Source organism: Arthrobacter sp. cf158 (assembly GCF_900106835.1).
In the GTDB taxonomy this organism is placed as follows: domain Bacteria; phylum Actinomycetota; class Actinomycetes; order Actinomycetales; family Micrococcaceae; genus Arthrobacter.
On the sequence record NZ_FNNR01000001.1, the window covers coordinates 314,046 to 329,052 of the forward strand.

13 protein-coding genes are annotated in these 15,007 nt (G+C 63.1%); 8 read left to right on the forward strand and 5 right to left on the reverse strand.

Translation table 11 applies throughout. The features are described 5' to 3' along the window. Positions 1-25: 25 nt before the first annotated feature. The gene (locus tag BLW08_RS01490) at positions 26-1,111 is read right to left on the reverse strand and encodes a C45 family autoproteolytic acyltransferase/hydrolase (RefSeq protein WP_091322977.1); all 1,086 of its coding nucleotides are present in this window, start codon (positions 1,109-1,111) and stop codon (positions 26-28) included. A 166-nt stretch (positions 1,112-1,277) separates the two neighbouring features. On the opposite strand from BLW08_RS01490, the gene BLW08_RS01495 reads away from it, so the two are divergent. The 7 genes from BLW08_RS01495 to BLW08_RS23785 all read left to right on the forward strand — a co-directional run bounded on the left by BLW08_RS01495 (position 1,278) and on the right by BLW08_RS23785 (position 6,816). Beyond that, on the forward strand, positions 1,278-2,330 hold the full coding sequence (locus BLW08_RS01495) for a LacI family DNA-binding transcriptional regulator (RefSeq protein ID WP_090819972.1): 1,053 nt from the start codon (positions 1,278-1,280) through the stop codon (positions 2,328-2,330). Positions 2,331-2,395: 65 nt separating this feature from the next. Beyond that, entirely contained in the window at positions 2,396-2,962 is a 567-nt protein-coding gene (locus BLW08_RS01500; protein ID WP_091322979.1) for a hypothetical protein, read from the forward strand. Between the two features lie 10 nt (positions 2,963-2,972). Continuing rightward, a complete protein-coding gene (locus tag BLW08_RS01505; RefSeq protein WP_091322981.1) occupies positions 2,973-3,806 on the forward strand; it encodes an exodeoxyribonuclease III in 834 nt (277 codons plus the stop codon). A gap of 20 nt (positions 3,807-3,826) precedes the next feature. Continuing rightward, positions 3,827-4,945 (forward strand): tryptophan--tRNA ligase, encoded by a 1,119-nt coding sequence (gene trpS, locus BLW08_RS01510; RefSeq protein WP_091322983.1) that lies wholly within the window; start codon positions 3,827-3,829, stop codon positions 4,943-4,945. 4 nt (positions 4,946-4,949) lie between these two features. Next, positions 4,950-5,627, forward strand: a complete 678-nt coding sequence (locus BLW08_RS01515; RefSeq protein ID WP_090819963.1) for a 2'-5' RNA ligase family protein — start codon at positions 4,950-4,952, stop codon at positions 5,625-5,627. Next, a complete protein-coding gene (locus BLW08_RS01520) occupies positions 5,554-6,639 on the forward strand; it encodes a YihY/virulence factor BrkB family protein (protein WP_090819960.1) in 1,086 nt (361 codons plus the stop codon). The genes BLW08_RS01515 and BLW08_RS01520 overlap by 74 nt, the downstream gene beginning before the upstream one ends. Before the next feature lie 24 nt (positions 6,640-6,663). Then, positions 6,664-6,816 carry a glycine zipper domain-containing protein gene (locus BLW08_RS23785; protein WP_172323851.1) on the forward strand — a complete coding sequence of 51 codons (153 nt, stop codon included), beginning with the start codon at positions 6,664-6,666 and terminating at the stop codon, positions 6,814-6,816. A 60-nt stretch (positions 6,817-6,876) separates the two neighbouring features. Here the strand turns inward: BLW08_RS23785 and BLW08_RS01525 are convergent, their stop codons facing one another. Continuing rightward, positions 6,877-9,990, reverse strand: a complete 3,114-nt coding sequence (locus BLW08_RS01525) for a glycoside hydrolase family 43 protein (protein WP_254779616.1) — start codon at positions 9,988-9,990, stop codon at positions 6,877-6,879. A 109-nt stretch (positions 9,991-10,099) separates the two neighbouring features. Here BLW08_RS01525 and BLW08_RS01530 point away from each other — a divergent pair, with 109 nt between their 5' ends. Continuing rightward, the gene (locus tag BLW08_RS01530; RefSeq protein ID WP_091322985.1) at positions 10,100-11,401 is read left to right on the forward strand and encodes an ABC transporter substrate-binding protein; all 1,302 of its coding nucleotides are present in this window, start codon (positions 10,100-10,102) and stop codon (positions 11,399-11,401) included. An 81-nt stretch (positions 11,402-11,482) separates the two neighbouring features. Here the strand turns inward: BLW08_RS01530 and BLW08_RS01535 are convergent, their stop codons facing one another. The 3 genes from BLW08_RS01535 to sdhA form a co-directional block, all read right to left on the reverse strand. Next, on the reverse strand, positions 11,483-12,259 hold the full coding sequence (locus BLW08_RS01535; protein ID WP_090819955.1) for an alpha/beta hydrolase: 777 nt from the start codon (positions 12,257-12,259) through the stop codon (positions 11,483-11,485). Positions 12,260-12,372: 113 nt separating this feature from the next. Next, the gene (locus tag BLW08_RS01540) at positions 12,373-13,155 is read right to left on the reverse strand and encodes a succinate dehydrogenase iron-sulfur subunit (RefSeq protein WP_090819952.1); all 783 of its coding nucleotides are present in this window, start codon (positions 13,153-13,155) and stop codon (positions 12,373-12,375) included. Beyond that, positions 13,155-14,954, reverse strand: coding sequence for a succinate dehydrogenase flavoprotein subunit (sdhA, locus tag BLW08_RS01545; protein ID WP_090819949.1), 1,800 nt, complete (start codon positions 14,952-14,954; stop codon positions 13,155-13,157). The genes BLW08_RS01540 and sdhA overlap by 1 nt, the downstream gene beginning before the upstream one ends. Positions 14,955-15,007: the final 53 nt, after the last annotated feature.

Consider the following 15,007-nt stretch of genomic DNA (forward strand, 5'->3'; position numbering starts at 1 on the left):
TGGTGCGGGTGGTTGGGGAAAGATGTCAGAAAGTTTGGAAACCTGCGGAAGCGGCGTCGGCAGGATTTGCGGCCGCATAGTCCAGGGAGCCGTCGCTGGCATTGACGCTGATGGTCAGCAGCGTCTGCCACTGTTCATGCCGCGGGGCGGACGCGTCGGGATGGAAACAGACCACGGAGGACGCGCCCTCGGAAGAGCAGAACTGCTTGGCCCTGTCGGTGACGCCCAGACCGGTCAGCTCTGTCCGCACCCGCCCAAGGTGGGCCAGTCGCTGGGGCGACAACGCGCCGTCGTCGATTGCGTCGCCCTGCGCCAAGTGCGGATCGAGGAAGTGGTTCGTGTGGAGCAGCCAACCGTCACTGCCGGTATCCACGACGGCGGTGCCGGCGGGGGAAACCTCGATGCTCACAGCCCGGCGCGTGGTGCTCACAGCGGTTGCCGTGAACACCGTGTAGACAGTGGAGGCGCTCACCCTGGCTGACGAAGCGATGGCGATCGCGTCGTCGATGCTGGATGCCTCATCGAGGATGCGGCGGGCGATGGCGTGGACGGGCACGCCGGCGGACTCGTCATCGCTGCGATGAGCCAGGATGTTGAAGTGCAGGCCAAGGCCCTGGCTGTTCACGCCGATCTTGCCCAGCGTCCCGAACTCCGTGAAGGTCTTGGTGATTCGTCCCGGAGAAGGCGTCACCTCCAGCAGCAGTCCCTCTGGAGCGAGGTGGTGGTGCCAGTCCCAGGTTTGCAGGGTCTGCGGGGCCGCTGCCCCGGCAGGTACGTAAACCGCCGTCGAACATTCATGAGAGCCGGGCTTCTTCGGGGCGGCAGCCAAAATCTCGGTACGGGAGTTGACCACACTCAGCTGCCAGGTTTCCAGTCCGGCACCTTCAGCCCATCCCTCCGCTTCTTCGGCGAGCGCGGGGCTCCAGGCGCTCAGGGCCTGGTGGCTTTGCTCGGCGATGGTGCGCACCGTCCGGGCATCGATGCCGAGGGTAGCGAAGAAATCGCCGTAGAGCTTTGCGGTGTTGCGTGTTTGCGCGTTCCAGGTGCTGCCGATATCCAGGCCGCGCTCGCGGGGATTGAGCGCGGCGGAAGTATGGCGGTGAAGCTGCATTGGTCTCCTTGAGGGCGCCAGCCCGCTTGGGACGGATGGCGCCAGAATGATGTGGATCACTTGTGACGCTCAAAGTACGGAACAAAAACGTTTTTGTGTAGCTGGTTCCGAAGATTTATTCTTGTGGTCGCACGTCTGATCCCCAGGAACCACAGATTGGGAGCCAATGGCCCGCGAACTTCAGCACGGAGCCACCATTTGGGATGTCGCCCGCAGGGCCGGAGTGTCCATCACCACGGTGTCGCACTCCCTCAATGGCAAAGGCAACATCAGCCAGGCCACCCGGGAGCGGGTTCGTGCCGTCGCAGCGGAGATGGGCTATGTGGCGGATGCCATGGCGCGTGGGCTGCGAAGCTCAAAGATGAATGCGATCGGGCTCGTTTTCCGGTCCCTGGACAGTCTGGGCAACTACGGCCCCAACGGTGTGGACGTTTTCATGAAACTTGCCGGAGCGGCAGCATCGGAGACGCTCAACCGGAACCTTGGCCTGATGCTGGTCCCGGACCTGAGCCGCGGACCCTTGCCACCGTTCTCCATGTCCCTGGACGGGTACATTGTCTTCGCCCCGCATTTGGACGACCCCGTGGTGGCGTTGCTGGAGAAACGGGGAATCCCTTACGTGACCTGGGATCGCGACCCGGGCCGCCCCGATTTCCGGAACTGGGTGGCACATAATGACGCCGCGTCGACGCGGACCGTCCTGGACCATCTGGCAGCGGCAGGTGCCCGTTCCATCGCCTACGTGGGCGGCACGGACAGGAATGCCTGGAATTTCGATTGCGAGGCCGCCTATGTGGCGTGGTGCCTGGAAACCGGAGCTGAGCCAAGGATCTACCACGTTCCCGAACGGGACGGCGTGGAGGGTGGCCAAGAGGTGGGCGGACGGATCCTGGCCGATGGGTTACCCGGTGCGGTGTTCTGCCTGACGGGCAGGCACGCCAGTGGCGCAGCCCAGGCACTGCAAGAGCGAGGGGTTCGCATTCCGGGGGATCTCCTGGTCTGTACGGGATCGGATTCCGAACACTCACGGCAACACAAGCCCCCAATTTCCGCCCTCGACGTGGATATTCCGGCCGCGGCGGCGGCACTGGTCCAGCGGCTTTGCGAGGTCATGGAAGGAGCGTCGGAGCCGGAGCCGGTACTCCTGGCCGCACGGTTCCTGCACCGTAAATCCACCTCACCCGTCAAGGGGCGGACCAAACCGCGCCCGGGATCCTAGGCAGGCCTGTTCGCCGTCCGTGGAAGCGGGCATGGGCACCTTTCCACGTTTGAGACAATTGAGCCATGCAATCTCTCGGTGACCCGCACCCGTCCACGTCCCCCGCTGGCAAAAGCATGTTCAAGGGCTTCCGCATTGGCGGCCTGGGGATGACTGTCGTCATCATCGCCTTCCTGGTGGCCGTCATTTTCGCCGCCAACCAGAACGATGTTGTGGGCTGGATCGTGGCGGTGGTTGCGTTTGGCTGGCTGGCCCTCGCAACCTTTGTTGTGCTGAGCATCCGCAGGGCCGCGCAGCGGGCCGGTGCAAAGCTGACCGAAGCGCAAAATGCCTTCAACGCAGCAGCCGGCCGCGCGCCGTCGTCGTCCACGGCGGACAATGGTGGCACCCGGGTGGTTGCCGAGCGCAGCCAGGCGGACGAGGTACGCGACCTCAAGCTGGACCACTCGTTCAAGATCGTTCAGGTGCAGGTCCGGGTGGTTGACGAGGAACGGGCCAAGGGCGCAGCGGCGGACCAGGACACCATCAACCGCGCCCTGGAAACCATTGCCATTACAGCAACCAACGCAAGGGACATGATCAAGTCCTCCGGCGGCTCGGACGAGCCCATGGCCGGCACCATCATCGACTAGAGTGGACCGGGTGAGTACGGCATTGAAGAAGGACTTCCTTCGCATCGCATCAGTAAACGTCAATGGCCTGCGGGCTGCCTACAAGAACGGCATGGCGGAATGGCTGGAGCCTCGCGAGGTAGACATTCTCTGCCTGCAGGAAGTCCGCGCGCCGGACGACATCGTCAGGAAGCTGATCGGCGAAGGATGGTACATCCTTCACTCCGAGGCCGAAGCCAAGGGCCGTGCCGGCGTGGCCATCGCGTCCCGCGAGGAACCCACGGCAACCCGCGTAGGCATTGGTGACGACTACTTCGATACGTCAGGCCGCTGGGTTGAGGCGGACTTCTCCGTCAAGAACAGTGCGGGCGAACCCGCCACTCTCTCCGTCGTCAGCGCCTACGTGCATTCCGGAGAAGTGGGAACCCCCAAGCAGGACGACAAATTCCGTTTCCTGGACGCCATGAGCATCCGGCTGCCGGAACTTGCCAAGCACAGCGACCATGCGCTGGTAGTTGGCGACCTCAACGTCGGACACACTGAACTCGACATCAAGAACTGGAAGGGCAACGTCAAGCGTGCCGGCTTCCTCCCGGAGGAGCGTGCGTACTTTGACCGCTTCCTCGGCGAAGAAATCGGATGGAGGGATGTCCACAGGGGCCTGGCAGGAAATGTCGCCGGCCCCTACACCTGGTGGTCCCAGCGCGGTAAGGCCTTTGACACTGACACTGGCTGGCGCATCGACTACCACCTGGCCACTCCTGGTCTCGCAACTGCCGCATTCTCGGCTGTAGTGGACCGGGCGCCTTCGTGGGACACCCGCTTCTCTGACCACGCACCGCTGGTAGTCGACTACCGGCTCTAAGCTTCTTAAGGTATTGCTCCATGACTAGTTCCACCACGACTGAAACCGGCACCGCTGCCGCTGTGACCGATCCCAAGCCCGTGACGTCCACCAAGCTGGCCGTTGGCGCCAAGCACCGTGTCCTGTCCGGCATGCAGCCATCCGCCGACTCCCTGCATTTGGGCAACTACCTGGGCGCCCTGGTCAACTGGGTCCGGATGCAGGACGAGTACGACGCCGTCTACTTCATCCCGGACCTCCACGCGATCACCGTCCCGCAGGATCCCGCGGAACTTGCACGCCGCACGCGTGTCACCGCGGCCCAGTACATTGCCGGTGGCGTGGACGTGGACAAGTGCACCCTGTTCGTTCAGTCGCAGGTTCCGGAGCACGCGCAGCTGGCATGGGTCCTGAACTGCATCACCGGCATGGGTGAAGCGGGCCGGATGACCCAGTTCAAGGACAAGGCCCAGAAGCAGGGTTCGGACCACGCCAGCGTTGGCCTGTTCACGTACCCCATCCTGCAGGCCGCCGACATCCTCCTGTACCAGCCGCACGGTGTGCCGGTAGGTGAAGACCAACGCCAGCACGTGGAACTCAGCCGCGACCTCGCCAACCGGTTCAACAGCCGGTTCGGGGAGACCTTCCAGGTTCCCGAGGCCTTCATCCAGAAGGAATCGGCAAAGATCTACGATCTCCAGAACCCCACGGCCAAAATGTCCAAGTCGGCGGAGTCGCCCGCTGGCCTGATCAACCTGCTGGATGATCCCAAGACCGTAGCCAAGCGCATCAAATCGGCTGTCACGGATACCGAGACTGAGATCCGCTACGACCGCGAAAACAAGCCCGGCGTGTCCAATCTGCTGACCATCTACTCAGCCATCAGCGGCACACCGGTGGAGAAGATCGTGGCGGACTACCAGGGCAAGATGTACGGCCACCTCAAGGTTGACCTCGCGGACCTGGTCTCCGGCCACCTGGCTCCCATCCGGGAACGCGCCAACGAACTTCTGGCGGATCCGGCGGAGCTGGACCGGCTCCTGGCCCTCGGGGCGGACAAGGCCCGCGATATTGCCTCTGCCACCTTGGCCGACGTCTACTCCAAGGTCGGGTTCCTGCCGTACCGCGGAGCCGCAGGCGTCGAGCAGGGAGCCCGCTAACTCCATGTGCTCTGCTGGCCAGTTCAACGTCAAGACCGACGCCCGTCGTGGTGCCGGTCCGGACGATTCCAGCCAGCCGGCTGTCACCGGCGCCGACTGTGGTGCCGGTGACGCCATGTGCGTGGGTGTCATCCTTGGATTCCCACCGGAAATCGCCCGTGAACTCCAGGAATGGCGGGCATCCTTCGGGGATCCCATGGCCGAGGTGATTCCTGCCCACATCACTCTGATCACCACCACGCCAACCCAGGACTGGGACGCAACCCAGGAGCACGTACGGGACGTCGCCAGGACGCAGGAACCGTTCAACATCACCATTTCAGGCACAGGTTCCTTCCGGCCCGTCTCACCGGTGGTGTTCGTCAACGTCGAAGAAGGCTTTGAGGAATGCGTGCAGTTGCACGAGAAACTTCAACGTGGGCCACTCGAACGGATGCTTCCGTTCCCGTACCACCCCCACGTCACAGTGGCGCACGACGTCGCGCAGGAAAACCTCGACGAAGCCGAAACGGTGCTCAGAGATTACCGGGCGACCTTCCCAGTGGTTAGCATGGGACTTTACGAGCACGACACCAATGGAATTTGGCAGCTACGGGAAGAGCTCGACTTTGGCGGCGATACTGACGAAGAACAGCAAGCGGATTCACGCCACAGAGGCGGACGCTCCTCCGCTGCCAACTGAGCTGGCCAAGCTCAAGCTGGAGCTTCTCCGCAAGCGGCAAGACTGGGGTCAGGCCAAACGTGCCGGCGACGCCTTGCCCAAGAAAGCCGGTGCGTTCTTCGCCCTCTTCATGGCCAGGCTCAACACCAACCGGGCCATGCGTGCGTTCCAGCACTACTCACGGCAGCACGGCCCCCTGCTGAGCGCAGGCATCGGCTTCAACATGTTCTTCTCCGTCACCGGTTTGCTCACCACCGGCTTCGCGATCGCAGGAATCGTACTGGGCGGCAACCCGGCACTGCAGGACGCGGTGATCGACAGCGTGGCCGCTGCGGCCCCCGGACTGCTGCAAGTCAATGGCGGCGAAGGATTGGTGGATCCGCAATCCCTGCTCAACCCGTCCGGTCTTGGGTGGACTGCCCTGATTGCGGCTGTTGTGACGGTCTTCGTTTCCCTGGGCTGGATCGCCAGCATCAGGGAGGGCCTCCGCGGAGTCATGAACGCCGATCCTTTGGTTCGCAACGCCATCCTGCAGAAGCTCATCGACGCCGGTACGCTCCTGCTGCTGGGCGTCATCCTGGTTGTCAGCGCTGGTGCGTCGGTGGTTTTCGGCACCGCCGCCGACTGGGTCTTTGAGCGCTTACAAGTGGATGAGGCTACCGCGGCGCCCGTGGCCGCAGTCATCAAAATCGTGGTCCCGTTGCTGTTGAATTGTGCGACGGCGGCAGTTCTGTTCCGTATCGCCTCCGGCCTCACGCTGGGGCGCCGCGCGCTCCTGGAAGGGGTGGTCCTGGCGGGCGTCGGCACCACTCTCCTCCAGTTCTTCAGCACCGAGCTCCTTGCCAGGGCGGGCGCCAATCCCGTCCTGGCATCGTTTGCCATCATCATCGGCCTCCTGATCTGGTTCAACTTGGTGAGCCAGGTGTACTTGGTATCAGCATCGTGGTCGGCCATCCGTGAGGCCGATACGGATGCGGGGGAGACCCCGCGGAAGAAGGTCCTAGGTTCGCGGCGCGCAGCGCCCCGCACCTGACAGTTCTCATTCCCGGGAGGCGCCATGAACAATCAACTGTGGATCGGATGTCTCCTCGGGGCGGCGGTGGGCCTCATTGTCGGCCAGTTGATCTTCAACTCGCCGTTCCTGGGCATCCTCATCGGCGTCGGATTGGGGGCCCTTGTGGGGGCTGCGGTGGGACCCCGCCGCAGCTGACCCAGCTGCCAGCTGATCCAGCAGCCAACTGACCCCGCAGCCAACTGACCCCGCAGTCAATTAGGGTGCCTGCACCAGTCCCTCCCAAGCCACGGTCCAGCGTGCAGGAAAGCCCGGGGCGTGACGCTCCGGTCCGTTGTCCCAGCCCGCCGCCATCAGCGCCACTGCGGCCAACAAACCACCGTTGCCAGGCAGATACAGCGGCAGGGAGTCCGTCTGCCGGTTATGCCCGTTGGTGAGGAACGTGTTCTTGCCAGCGCTCAGAAGGAGCGCATCGACGGCTGCTTCCGGGTCCCCAAGCCGCGCTGCGGTCATCGCCATGACGGGGTAGTCCCAACCCCAGGTGCTGGCCCAGTCCCAGTCGGCAAGGACGTCCGAAAGGGTGGCACGCATGATGTCCGGATCAATGAGGTCAGTCTGGGGGAGGACACCGAGTGCGCACAACATGGAAGGGTGGTCCGTGCGGATGGTGAAGGGTTCCACGTCAATCGCCGTGTACACGCCGTCCATGACGCGGGGCGACACCATGCCTTCCGCTACTTCTGACCATTCCTCCACAGGCGCCAGGCCCAGCCGCTCACGCCACGCAGCAGCAGTCCTCAGTGCCCACTGCCAGTAGGCCAGCTCAAACGTTGGGTTGGTGACGATGGCCCGGATTGAGCCGTAGCTTTCCTGCGCCGGGATCAGGGGCGGGCCCAGCTCGAAACCGCGCGATGTGGGATGCGCAAAGCTGGCCATGAAGGCTGCCGATTCGAACACGATCTCCGCGAATTCCTCCAGCACCGCCTGGCTGGGGTTGGCCCTGTACACAAGCTCCGCCAAATAGATGGGGTGTGGTTGCTGCCAGATCAGAAATGTCCCAATGGGACTTGGACTCTCACGTCCGTCCGGCCCTACCTGCTTGGGCCAGCGCACCCCATCGAAACCCTGGGCCTTGGCGGTTTGCCGGGATGTTTCCAGAACCGTGGAGTACCACCGCAAGGAGGGCAGAAGGAGTTCCACCCGGTTCCACTGGGCAAAGTGCGCGGCATGCCACCAGTGCATCTCCAAGTGGAAGCGGCCACGCCATGAATTACAGACGAGGCCCGTCTCCTGCGGTGGCAATGAGCCGGAGCAGTTGATCGCCGTCAGGTATTGGGACAGCACAATCCTGCGTTCCAGTTCCTTGGCGCGGGCGTCGTCGGTTGTATCAAGCTCGATCGCCCCTCCCGAGGACCAGAACCGCGGCCAGTAGGCTGCCGACGCTGCGGCCACAGCATCCGCTGGTGACAGCACGACGCCGCTGCCTCCGTCGGCGTGGCGCCTCGCGTCGGGGGCCGGGTCGGCTGCGCTGTGGTCGCCCCGTGGGAGGCAGTCACCGTCGCCGGTGGAGAGGAAGGCTACGGAAAAGTCCAACACGCTGGCACTGGCGGGGCTGACTGTCCCTGAAGGCTCTATCCGGAGCATGTGCTGGTCTGTCTGTTCGACACTTAGCTGCTGCCCGGTGATCCTCACCTGATAACGGGACTCGTCCAGTTCGCGGTGGGTGGTCCAGGCCCGCGCGCCGGGGTAGGTTACGGATGCCTCGGGCGCGCCGAGGGAGGTGGTGTGCGCTTCCGGGCTGTTCCAGTCCGCGGCGTCATGCCAGGCTTCAGAGCCGTAGGGGAAACCGATGCCCACCACCAAACCGGCAGCAAGCGCCGGCGACTCAACGCGGACGGCGAGTTCATCGCGGTCGGGGTGGCACGCCGTCGTGACCGTGACAGGGTGACCGGCGATTGCGAAGCGGCTGGTGACCACTCCCGTCCAGAGGTCGAGCGTTTGTTCGGTGTCATCGATGTCTGCCGTGGTGAGGGGCCGTTCGGTGCCGTTCTCCAGCCAGTGGAAGCCAATGCGCCCCAGGTCCAATCGATGGGAGTTGGCCCGGAGCCAGGTTTCTGCCTGGGAGGTATCTGTCTCGCGGTCGTTGACGATCTCGCCCACCATGTCTACATACGGCACAGGACCCCGGGGCGAGGCGTAAAGGACGGTGGATCCGGCCAGGTCGTAAGGCTGTTCCGGCGGGACGGAGTGCCAACCCCATTGGGCCTGGGTTCCCAAAAGCGTTCCCGGGGGAAGGTCGTCGCGGGCGCCAACGGGGTAGGCGTCAGGCAAAGACTGCAGCCCGGTGAGGTCCATGGTGAAAGCGAATTCGCCGTTGCCCACGGATACCGGGCTTCGTGGGTCGAGATGTTGCTGCCGGACATTATGGCGCTGGACCAAGGCTTGGCGATCGATGGGGGACCCTGACGCAGTGCCTTCTGACCCCAGGACCACCGTGTCCTCGAGTTCCCGCAGGGGGAAGAATGCTGCCCGCTCGTTGGGGCTTTTGTTGGGCTGATGGAGTGTCAGGAACAGGCCGCCATCGAGGTTCCGGCCGATCATGCCGTGGCCGCCATCGGTGCTCCAGAGTGGTTCCGGCTCCTGAATCCATGGTCCCAAAACCGTTCCGGATCCGCTGCGCGCGATTCCCATGGCGTAGCCATGGTCGCCAAAACTGGACCACAGCATGATGAGCTTTCCGCTGGCAAGACGGAAAAGGAACGGACCGTCGGTGACGTACACCGGAAATTCCCGGTCCTTGACGGAAGGGACGTCCAGGGCACGGGACCAAGGCGCCTCGGAAGCGCTGAAGAGGAAAACGGGATCACCTTCGGCAGCCCTCAAGTCGGGGCTGAGGCGCTGGGCCACCACGGCGCCGTCATGTACTTGCTTCCATTCGTGGCAGAACACCATCCAGGGTGTTCCCTCTTTGTCTACGTGGAGCGTCCCGTCCAGGCACTCCCAGCCGCCGGGAGTGACAGGGCCAGCGCTCCACGGTTCGTAGGGGCCCTCGGGCTTGGCTGCAGAGAGAATCTGCGTTCCTCGGACATGACCAGGCGCTGTGAACGTTGCAAACATGAAGTAGCGCCCTTGGTATTCGTGGACCTCGGGCGCCCAGTACTGCTCCTTGCTCCAGAAGTCCGCTGCGGGGCGGAAGGCGGGGAGCGGCCCCTCCCATGTCTCCAGATCGGTGCTTCGGTAGCAGTCGAAACCAGTGGCCGGTCCCGACCAGATGTTCTTGTCTGTGCTGCCGAACAGCAAATACTCCCCGGACTCCGGCAGGGTGAGGACGAATGGATCCCGGATCTGGATCTGTTCCAGGGGCTGGGACATGGGTGGTTCCTCCTGTGGGAAATAGTTCATAGTGCAAACTATTGACGAATATACACTGCCTTGATACGTTTCAGGAACCGTTTTCTTGAGTCTGAAAGAAGCTTACCCAATGGCGCGTAAATCTCTCCGTGGTATCCGAAAATCAATCGCATTCGTCACAGCTGTTGGCCTCCTTGGCCTCACAGCAGCCTGCTCCAGCTCCTCCTCCAACCAGCCTGAAGATGGCCCCGTGGAAATCCGGTTCTCCTGGTGGGGCAACGCCAACCGTGCCGAGTTGACCAACAAGGCCATCAAGGAGTTCGAGGCAGCGAACCCCAACATCAAGGTCAAGCCCGAGTACGGTGACATCACGGGCTACTTCGACAAACTCGCCACGCAGGTGGCAGCGAACGATGCTCCCGACGTCATCACCATGGGTGGCGCCTACCCGGCCGAGTACGCCAATCGCGGCGCACTTCTGGACTTGTCAAAGGTCGATGCGTCCCTGGACCTGTCCAAGCTGGATCAGGGAGCCCTGGAGAACGGGCAGGTCCAGGGAAAGCAATACGGAGTCTCCACAGGCGCCAACGCTCTGGCCATCGTCGTGAATCCTGCCGTCTTCCAAGCTGCCGGTGTTTCACTCCCGGATGACAGCACGTGGTCCTGGGATGAGTTCGCCAGGATCGCAGAGGAGATCACCGCCATGAGCCCCAAGGGCACCTACGGCACAGCTACCGTCCTCACCCATGACTCCTTGGACGCTTTCGCCCGCCAGCGCGGCAAGTCCCTCTACACCCAGGACGGGCAGCTCGGCCTGGACAAGGACACTGTTCAGGCGTACTTCGACTACTCGCTGAAACTCAGTGAATCCGGCGCCGCCCCCAGCGCTTCCGAGACTGTGGAAAAGCTCAACGTCAGCACCGAACAGACTCTGATGGGCATGGGGCAGGCCGGGATGATGCTCACGTGGAGCAACTCGCTCTCGGCGCTGAGCAAGGCTTCCGGGGCGGAGTTGAAGCTCCTGAAGCTGCCCGGCGAGACCCCAACCCCCGGCATCTGGCTTCAGTCATCGCAGTTCTACACCATCTCCGCCCGCAGCAAGCACACGGATGCTGCAGCCAAGCTGGTCAGCTTCCTCGTCAACAATGAGGCTGCCGCCAAGATCATCCAGAGCGACCGTGGCGTGCCCAGTAACTCCGGCATGCGCACGGCCATCCAGGATCTGTTGACGCCCCAGGGCAAGGTGGAGGCCGCCTACATCGACCAGATCGGAAAGATGGACTTTGCGCCAACATTCATTGGTCCCACCGGTTCGACGGCAGTCTCCGAGATCACGGCACGCATCAACACCGAGGTCCTGTTCAAGAGGCTGAGCCCGGAGAAGGCCGCAGAGCAGTGGCTGAGTGAAAGTAAAGCGGCTATCGGCAAGTAGGTACCGGCCGGGACACAGTAGAGCGCGTTGTGGGCTACCGGAACGCGCTCTATTGCTGCCCGGCTGTGGCGGGCAGGGCCCTTAACCGGCGTCCCGGACCTCAAGGTAAGGATCTGCCCAGGCACTGATAATGCGCGCAACCCGGGCTGCCTGGCCCTTCCCGGTGAGGAGGTGCTCGCTGCCCTCCAAGGAGATAAAGCTCCGGGGGTGCCGGGCAGTACGGAAGATCTCGCTGGCGTTGTCGATTCCCACGGTGTTGTCAGTGGGGGAGTGCATCACCATCAGCGGCTTGTGGAGGGTGCGGATGCAGTCCCGCAGATCTGCGCGTTCCACATCCTCTACAAAGTGGCGGCGGACCTCCATGGGCCGCCCTCCAAGGTCCACCACAGCGCTGCCATCGCGCAGGATGTCGTCTATTTCAGCGTCGAACATATGCTCAACGTGTTTGGGTTCGTAGGGCGCACCCACGGTTACCACGGCGTTCAACCCGGGAATGTCGCGGGCTGCTGCAAGAACGGCCGCACCGCCGAACGAGTGGCCCACCAGCAGGGAGATGTCCCGGCCCTGCTCCCGCATGAATCCGGCCGCCAGGATGGTGTCGGCCACCTTCACGCTGAAGGACCCCGCAGACCATTCACCGGCAGAGCCGCCCAAGCCCAGGTTGTCGAAGCGCAGCATCCCCACGCCCTGGTCAGCCAGGCCCTTGCAGATACGGGAAGCCGCAGGGCTGTCCTTTCCCAGTGTGAGGCCATGGGAGTACACGCCCCAGCCCCGCACCGGACCCTCGGGAACGTCCACGATGCCAGCCAGCGAATCGCCGGTGCTTCCAGTGAAGCTGATCTTTTCGGAGCGTGACACGCTGGTCTCCTTGCGTCGAGATGACCGGTAGGGAAAGTGATTAACGACGACGGCGCCGTCACCAACGTAGGTGAGCGGCGCCGTCGTCGTGCTGTTCCTGAAGGAACGGCGAACTAGATCTTGCGGGACAGGATGGCCTGCTTGACCTCAGCGATTGCCTTGGTCACCTGGATGCCACGCGGGCATGCTTCCGAGCAGTTGAAGGTGGTGCGGCAACGCCACACGCCTTCTTTGTCGTTGAGGATCTCAAGGCGCATGTCGCCGGCGTCATCACGGGAATCGAAGATGAAGCGGTGTGCGTTGACGATCGCCGCCGGACCGAAGTACTGGCCGTCGGTCCAGAAGACCGGGCAGGACGAGGTGCAGGCAGCGCAAAGGATGCACTTGGTGGTGTCGTCAAAGCGCTCACGGTCCTCAACGGACTGCAGGCGTTCCTTGGTGGGCTCGTGGCCCTTGTTGATCAGGAACGGCATGACTTCGCGGAAGGACTGGAAGAAGGGTTCCATGTCCACAATCAGGTCCTTCTCCACAGGGAGGCCCTTGATCGGTTCCACAGTGATGGGCTTGGACGTATCCAGATCCTTCAGCAGCGTCTTGCAGGCGAGGCGGTTACGGCCGTTGATGCGCATGGCATCGGAACCGCACACACCGTGCGCGCAGGAGCGGCGGAAGGAAACGCTGCCGTCGATCTCCCACTTGACCTTGTGGAGGGCGTCCAACACGCGGTCAGTGCCATACATGGTCAGCTTGTAGTCATCCCAGCGTGCTTCGTCCGAGATTTCCGGATCGTAGCGGCGCACGCGCAGCGTGATGTGGAATGTGGGAATTTCACCGTCGCCGGCAACGCTTGCCGGGAGCTCGATCTTGGAAGCGGGCTCTGCCATTTCGGTCGTCATTAGTACTTACGCTCCATCGGCTCGTAACGGGTGAAGATGACGGGCTTCGTCTCCAGACGGATGCCCGCAACGGATTCCGCCGAGGAGTCGACGGTGACGGAATTGTCCAGGTAGGCCATGGAGTGCTTCATGAACTTTTCGTCATTGCGGTCCGGGAAGTCTTCGCGGTAGTGGCCACCGCGGGACTCTTCACGGTGCAGGGCACCGACGGTCATGACCTTGGCCATGTCCAGCAGGAAGCCCAGCTCCACTGCTTCCAGGAGATCCAGGTTGAAGCGCTTGCCCTTGTCCTGGACCGTGACGTTCTTGTACCGCTCTTCGAAGGAAGCGATGTCGCTCAGAACCTGCTCCAGCGATTCCTTGGTGCGGAACACCTGCATGTTGGCATCCATGGTGTCCTGCAGTTCCTTGCGGATCTGCGCAACGCGCTCGGTGCCGTTGCCCGTGAGGAGGCCATTGAGGATGCCGCGGGTCATTGCCTCGGGGTCCTCGGGCAGCTCGACGTAGTCGGCCGTCTTGGAGTACTCCGCAGCGGCGATGCCGGCGCGCTTGCCGAAGACGTTGATGTCCAGGAGGGAGTTGGTACCCAGGCGGTTGGAGCCGTGAACGGACACGCAGGCAACTTCACCGGCTGCGTAGAGGCCCGGCACGATCGTGTCGTTGTCCTGCAGCACCTCGGTGGTGATGTTGGTGGGGATGCCGCCCATGGCGTAGTGGGCCGTGGGGAAAACGGGGACAGGATCGGTGAACGGTTCCACACCAAGGTAGGTGCGGGCGAACTCGGTGATGTCCGGAAGCTTGGCCTCAATGTGGGCGGGCTCAAGGTGGGTCAGGTCCAACAGGACGTAATCCTTGTTCGGACCACAACCGCGGCCTTCACGCACTTCGTTCGCCATGGCGCGGGCCACGATGTCACGGGGTGCGAGGTCCTTGATGGTGGGGGCGTAACGCTCCATGAAGCGCTCACCCTCGGAGTTACGCAGGATGGCACCTTCACCACGTGCACCCTCGGTCAGGAGGATGCCCAGGCCGGCGAGGCCGGTCGGGTGGAACTGGAAGAACTCCATGTCTTCCAGGGGGATACCGCGTCGGAACGCGATGCCCATGCCGTCGCCCGTGAGCGTGTGGGCGTTGGACGTGGTCTTGAAGACCTTGCCGGCACCACCGGAAGCGAAAACGACGGACTTGGCCTGGAACACGTGAAGCTCACCGGAAGCGAGGTCGTAGGAGACCACGCCGGCTACGCGCTTCTGCTTGTACGGGGTACCGTCTTCGCGCACTGCGTCTTCTTCGACGATCAGCAGGTCAAGGACGTAGTACTCGTTGTAGAACTCAACATTGTGCTTGACGCAGTTTTGGTACAGCGTCTGCAGGATCATGTGGCCGGTACGGTCGGCTGCATAGCAGGCGCGGCGTACGGGTGCCTTGCCGTGGTCACGGGTGTGGCCACCGAAGCGTCGCTGGTCGATCCGGCCCTCGGGCGTGCGGTTGAACGGCAGACCCATTTTCTCCAGGTCCAGCACGGCGTCAATGGCTTCCTTGGCCATGACCTCGGCTGCGTCCTGGTCAACCAGGTAGTCGCCACCCTTGATGGTGTCAAAGGTGTGCCATTCCCAGTTGTCTTCTTCGACGTTGGCCAGTGCTGCACACATTCCACCCTGGGCTGCACCGGTGTGCGAGCGGGTGGGGTAGAGCTTGGTCAGTACCGCTGTGCGTGCGCGCTGACCGGACTCGATCGCGGCGCGCATGCCGGCGCCACCTGCACCGACAATGACGACGTCGTACTTATGGACCTGCATACCAGATGCTCTCTCTTTCAAAAATTCAGATGGTCGCGGAGGCTGCTCCGCTA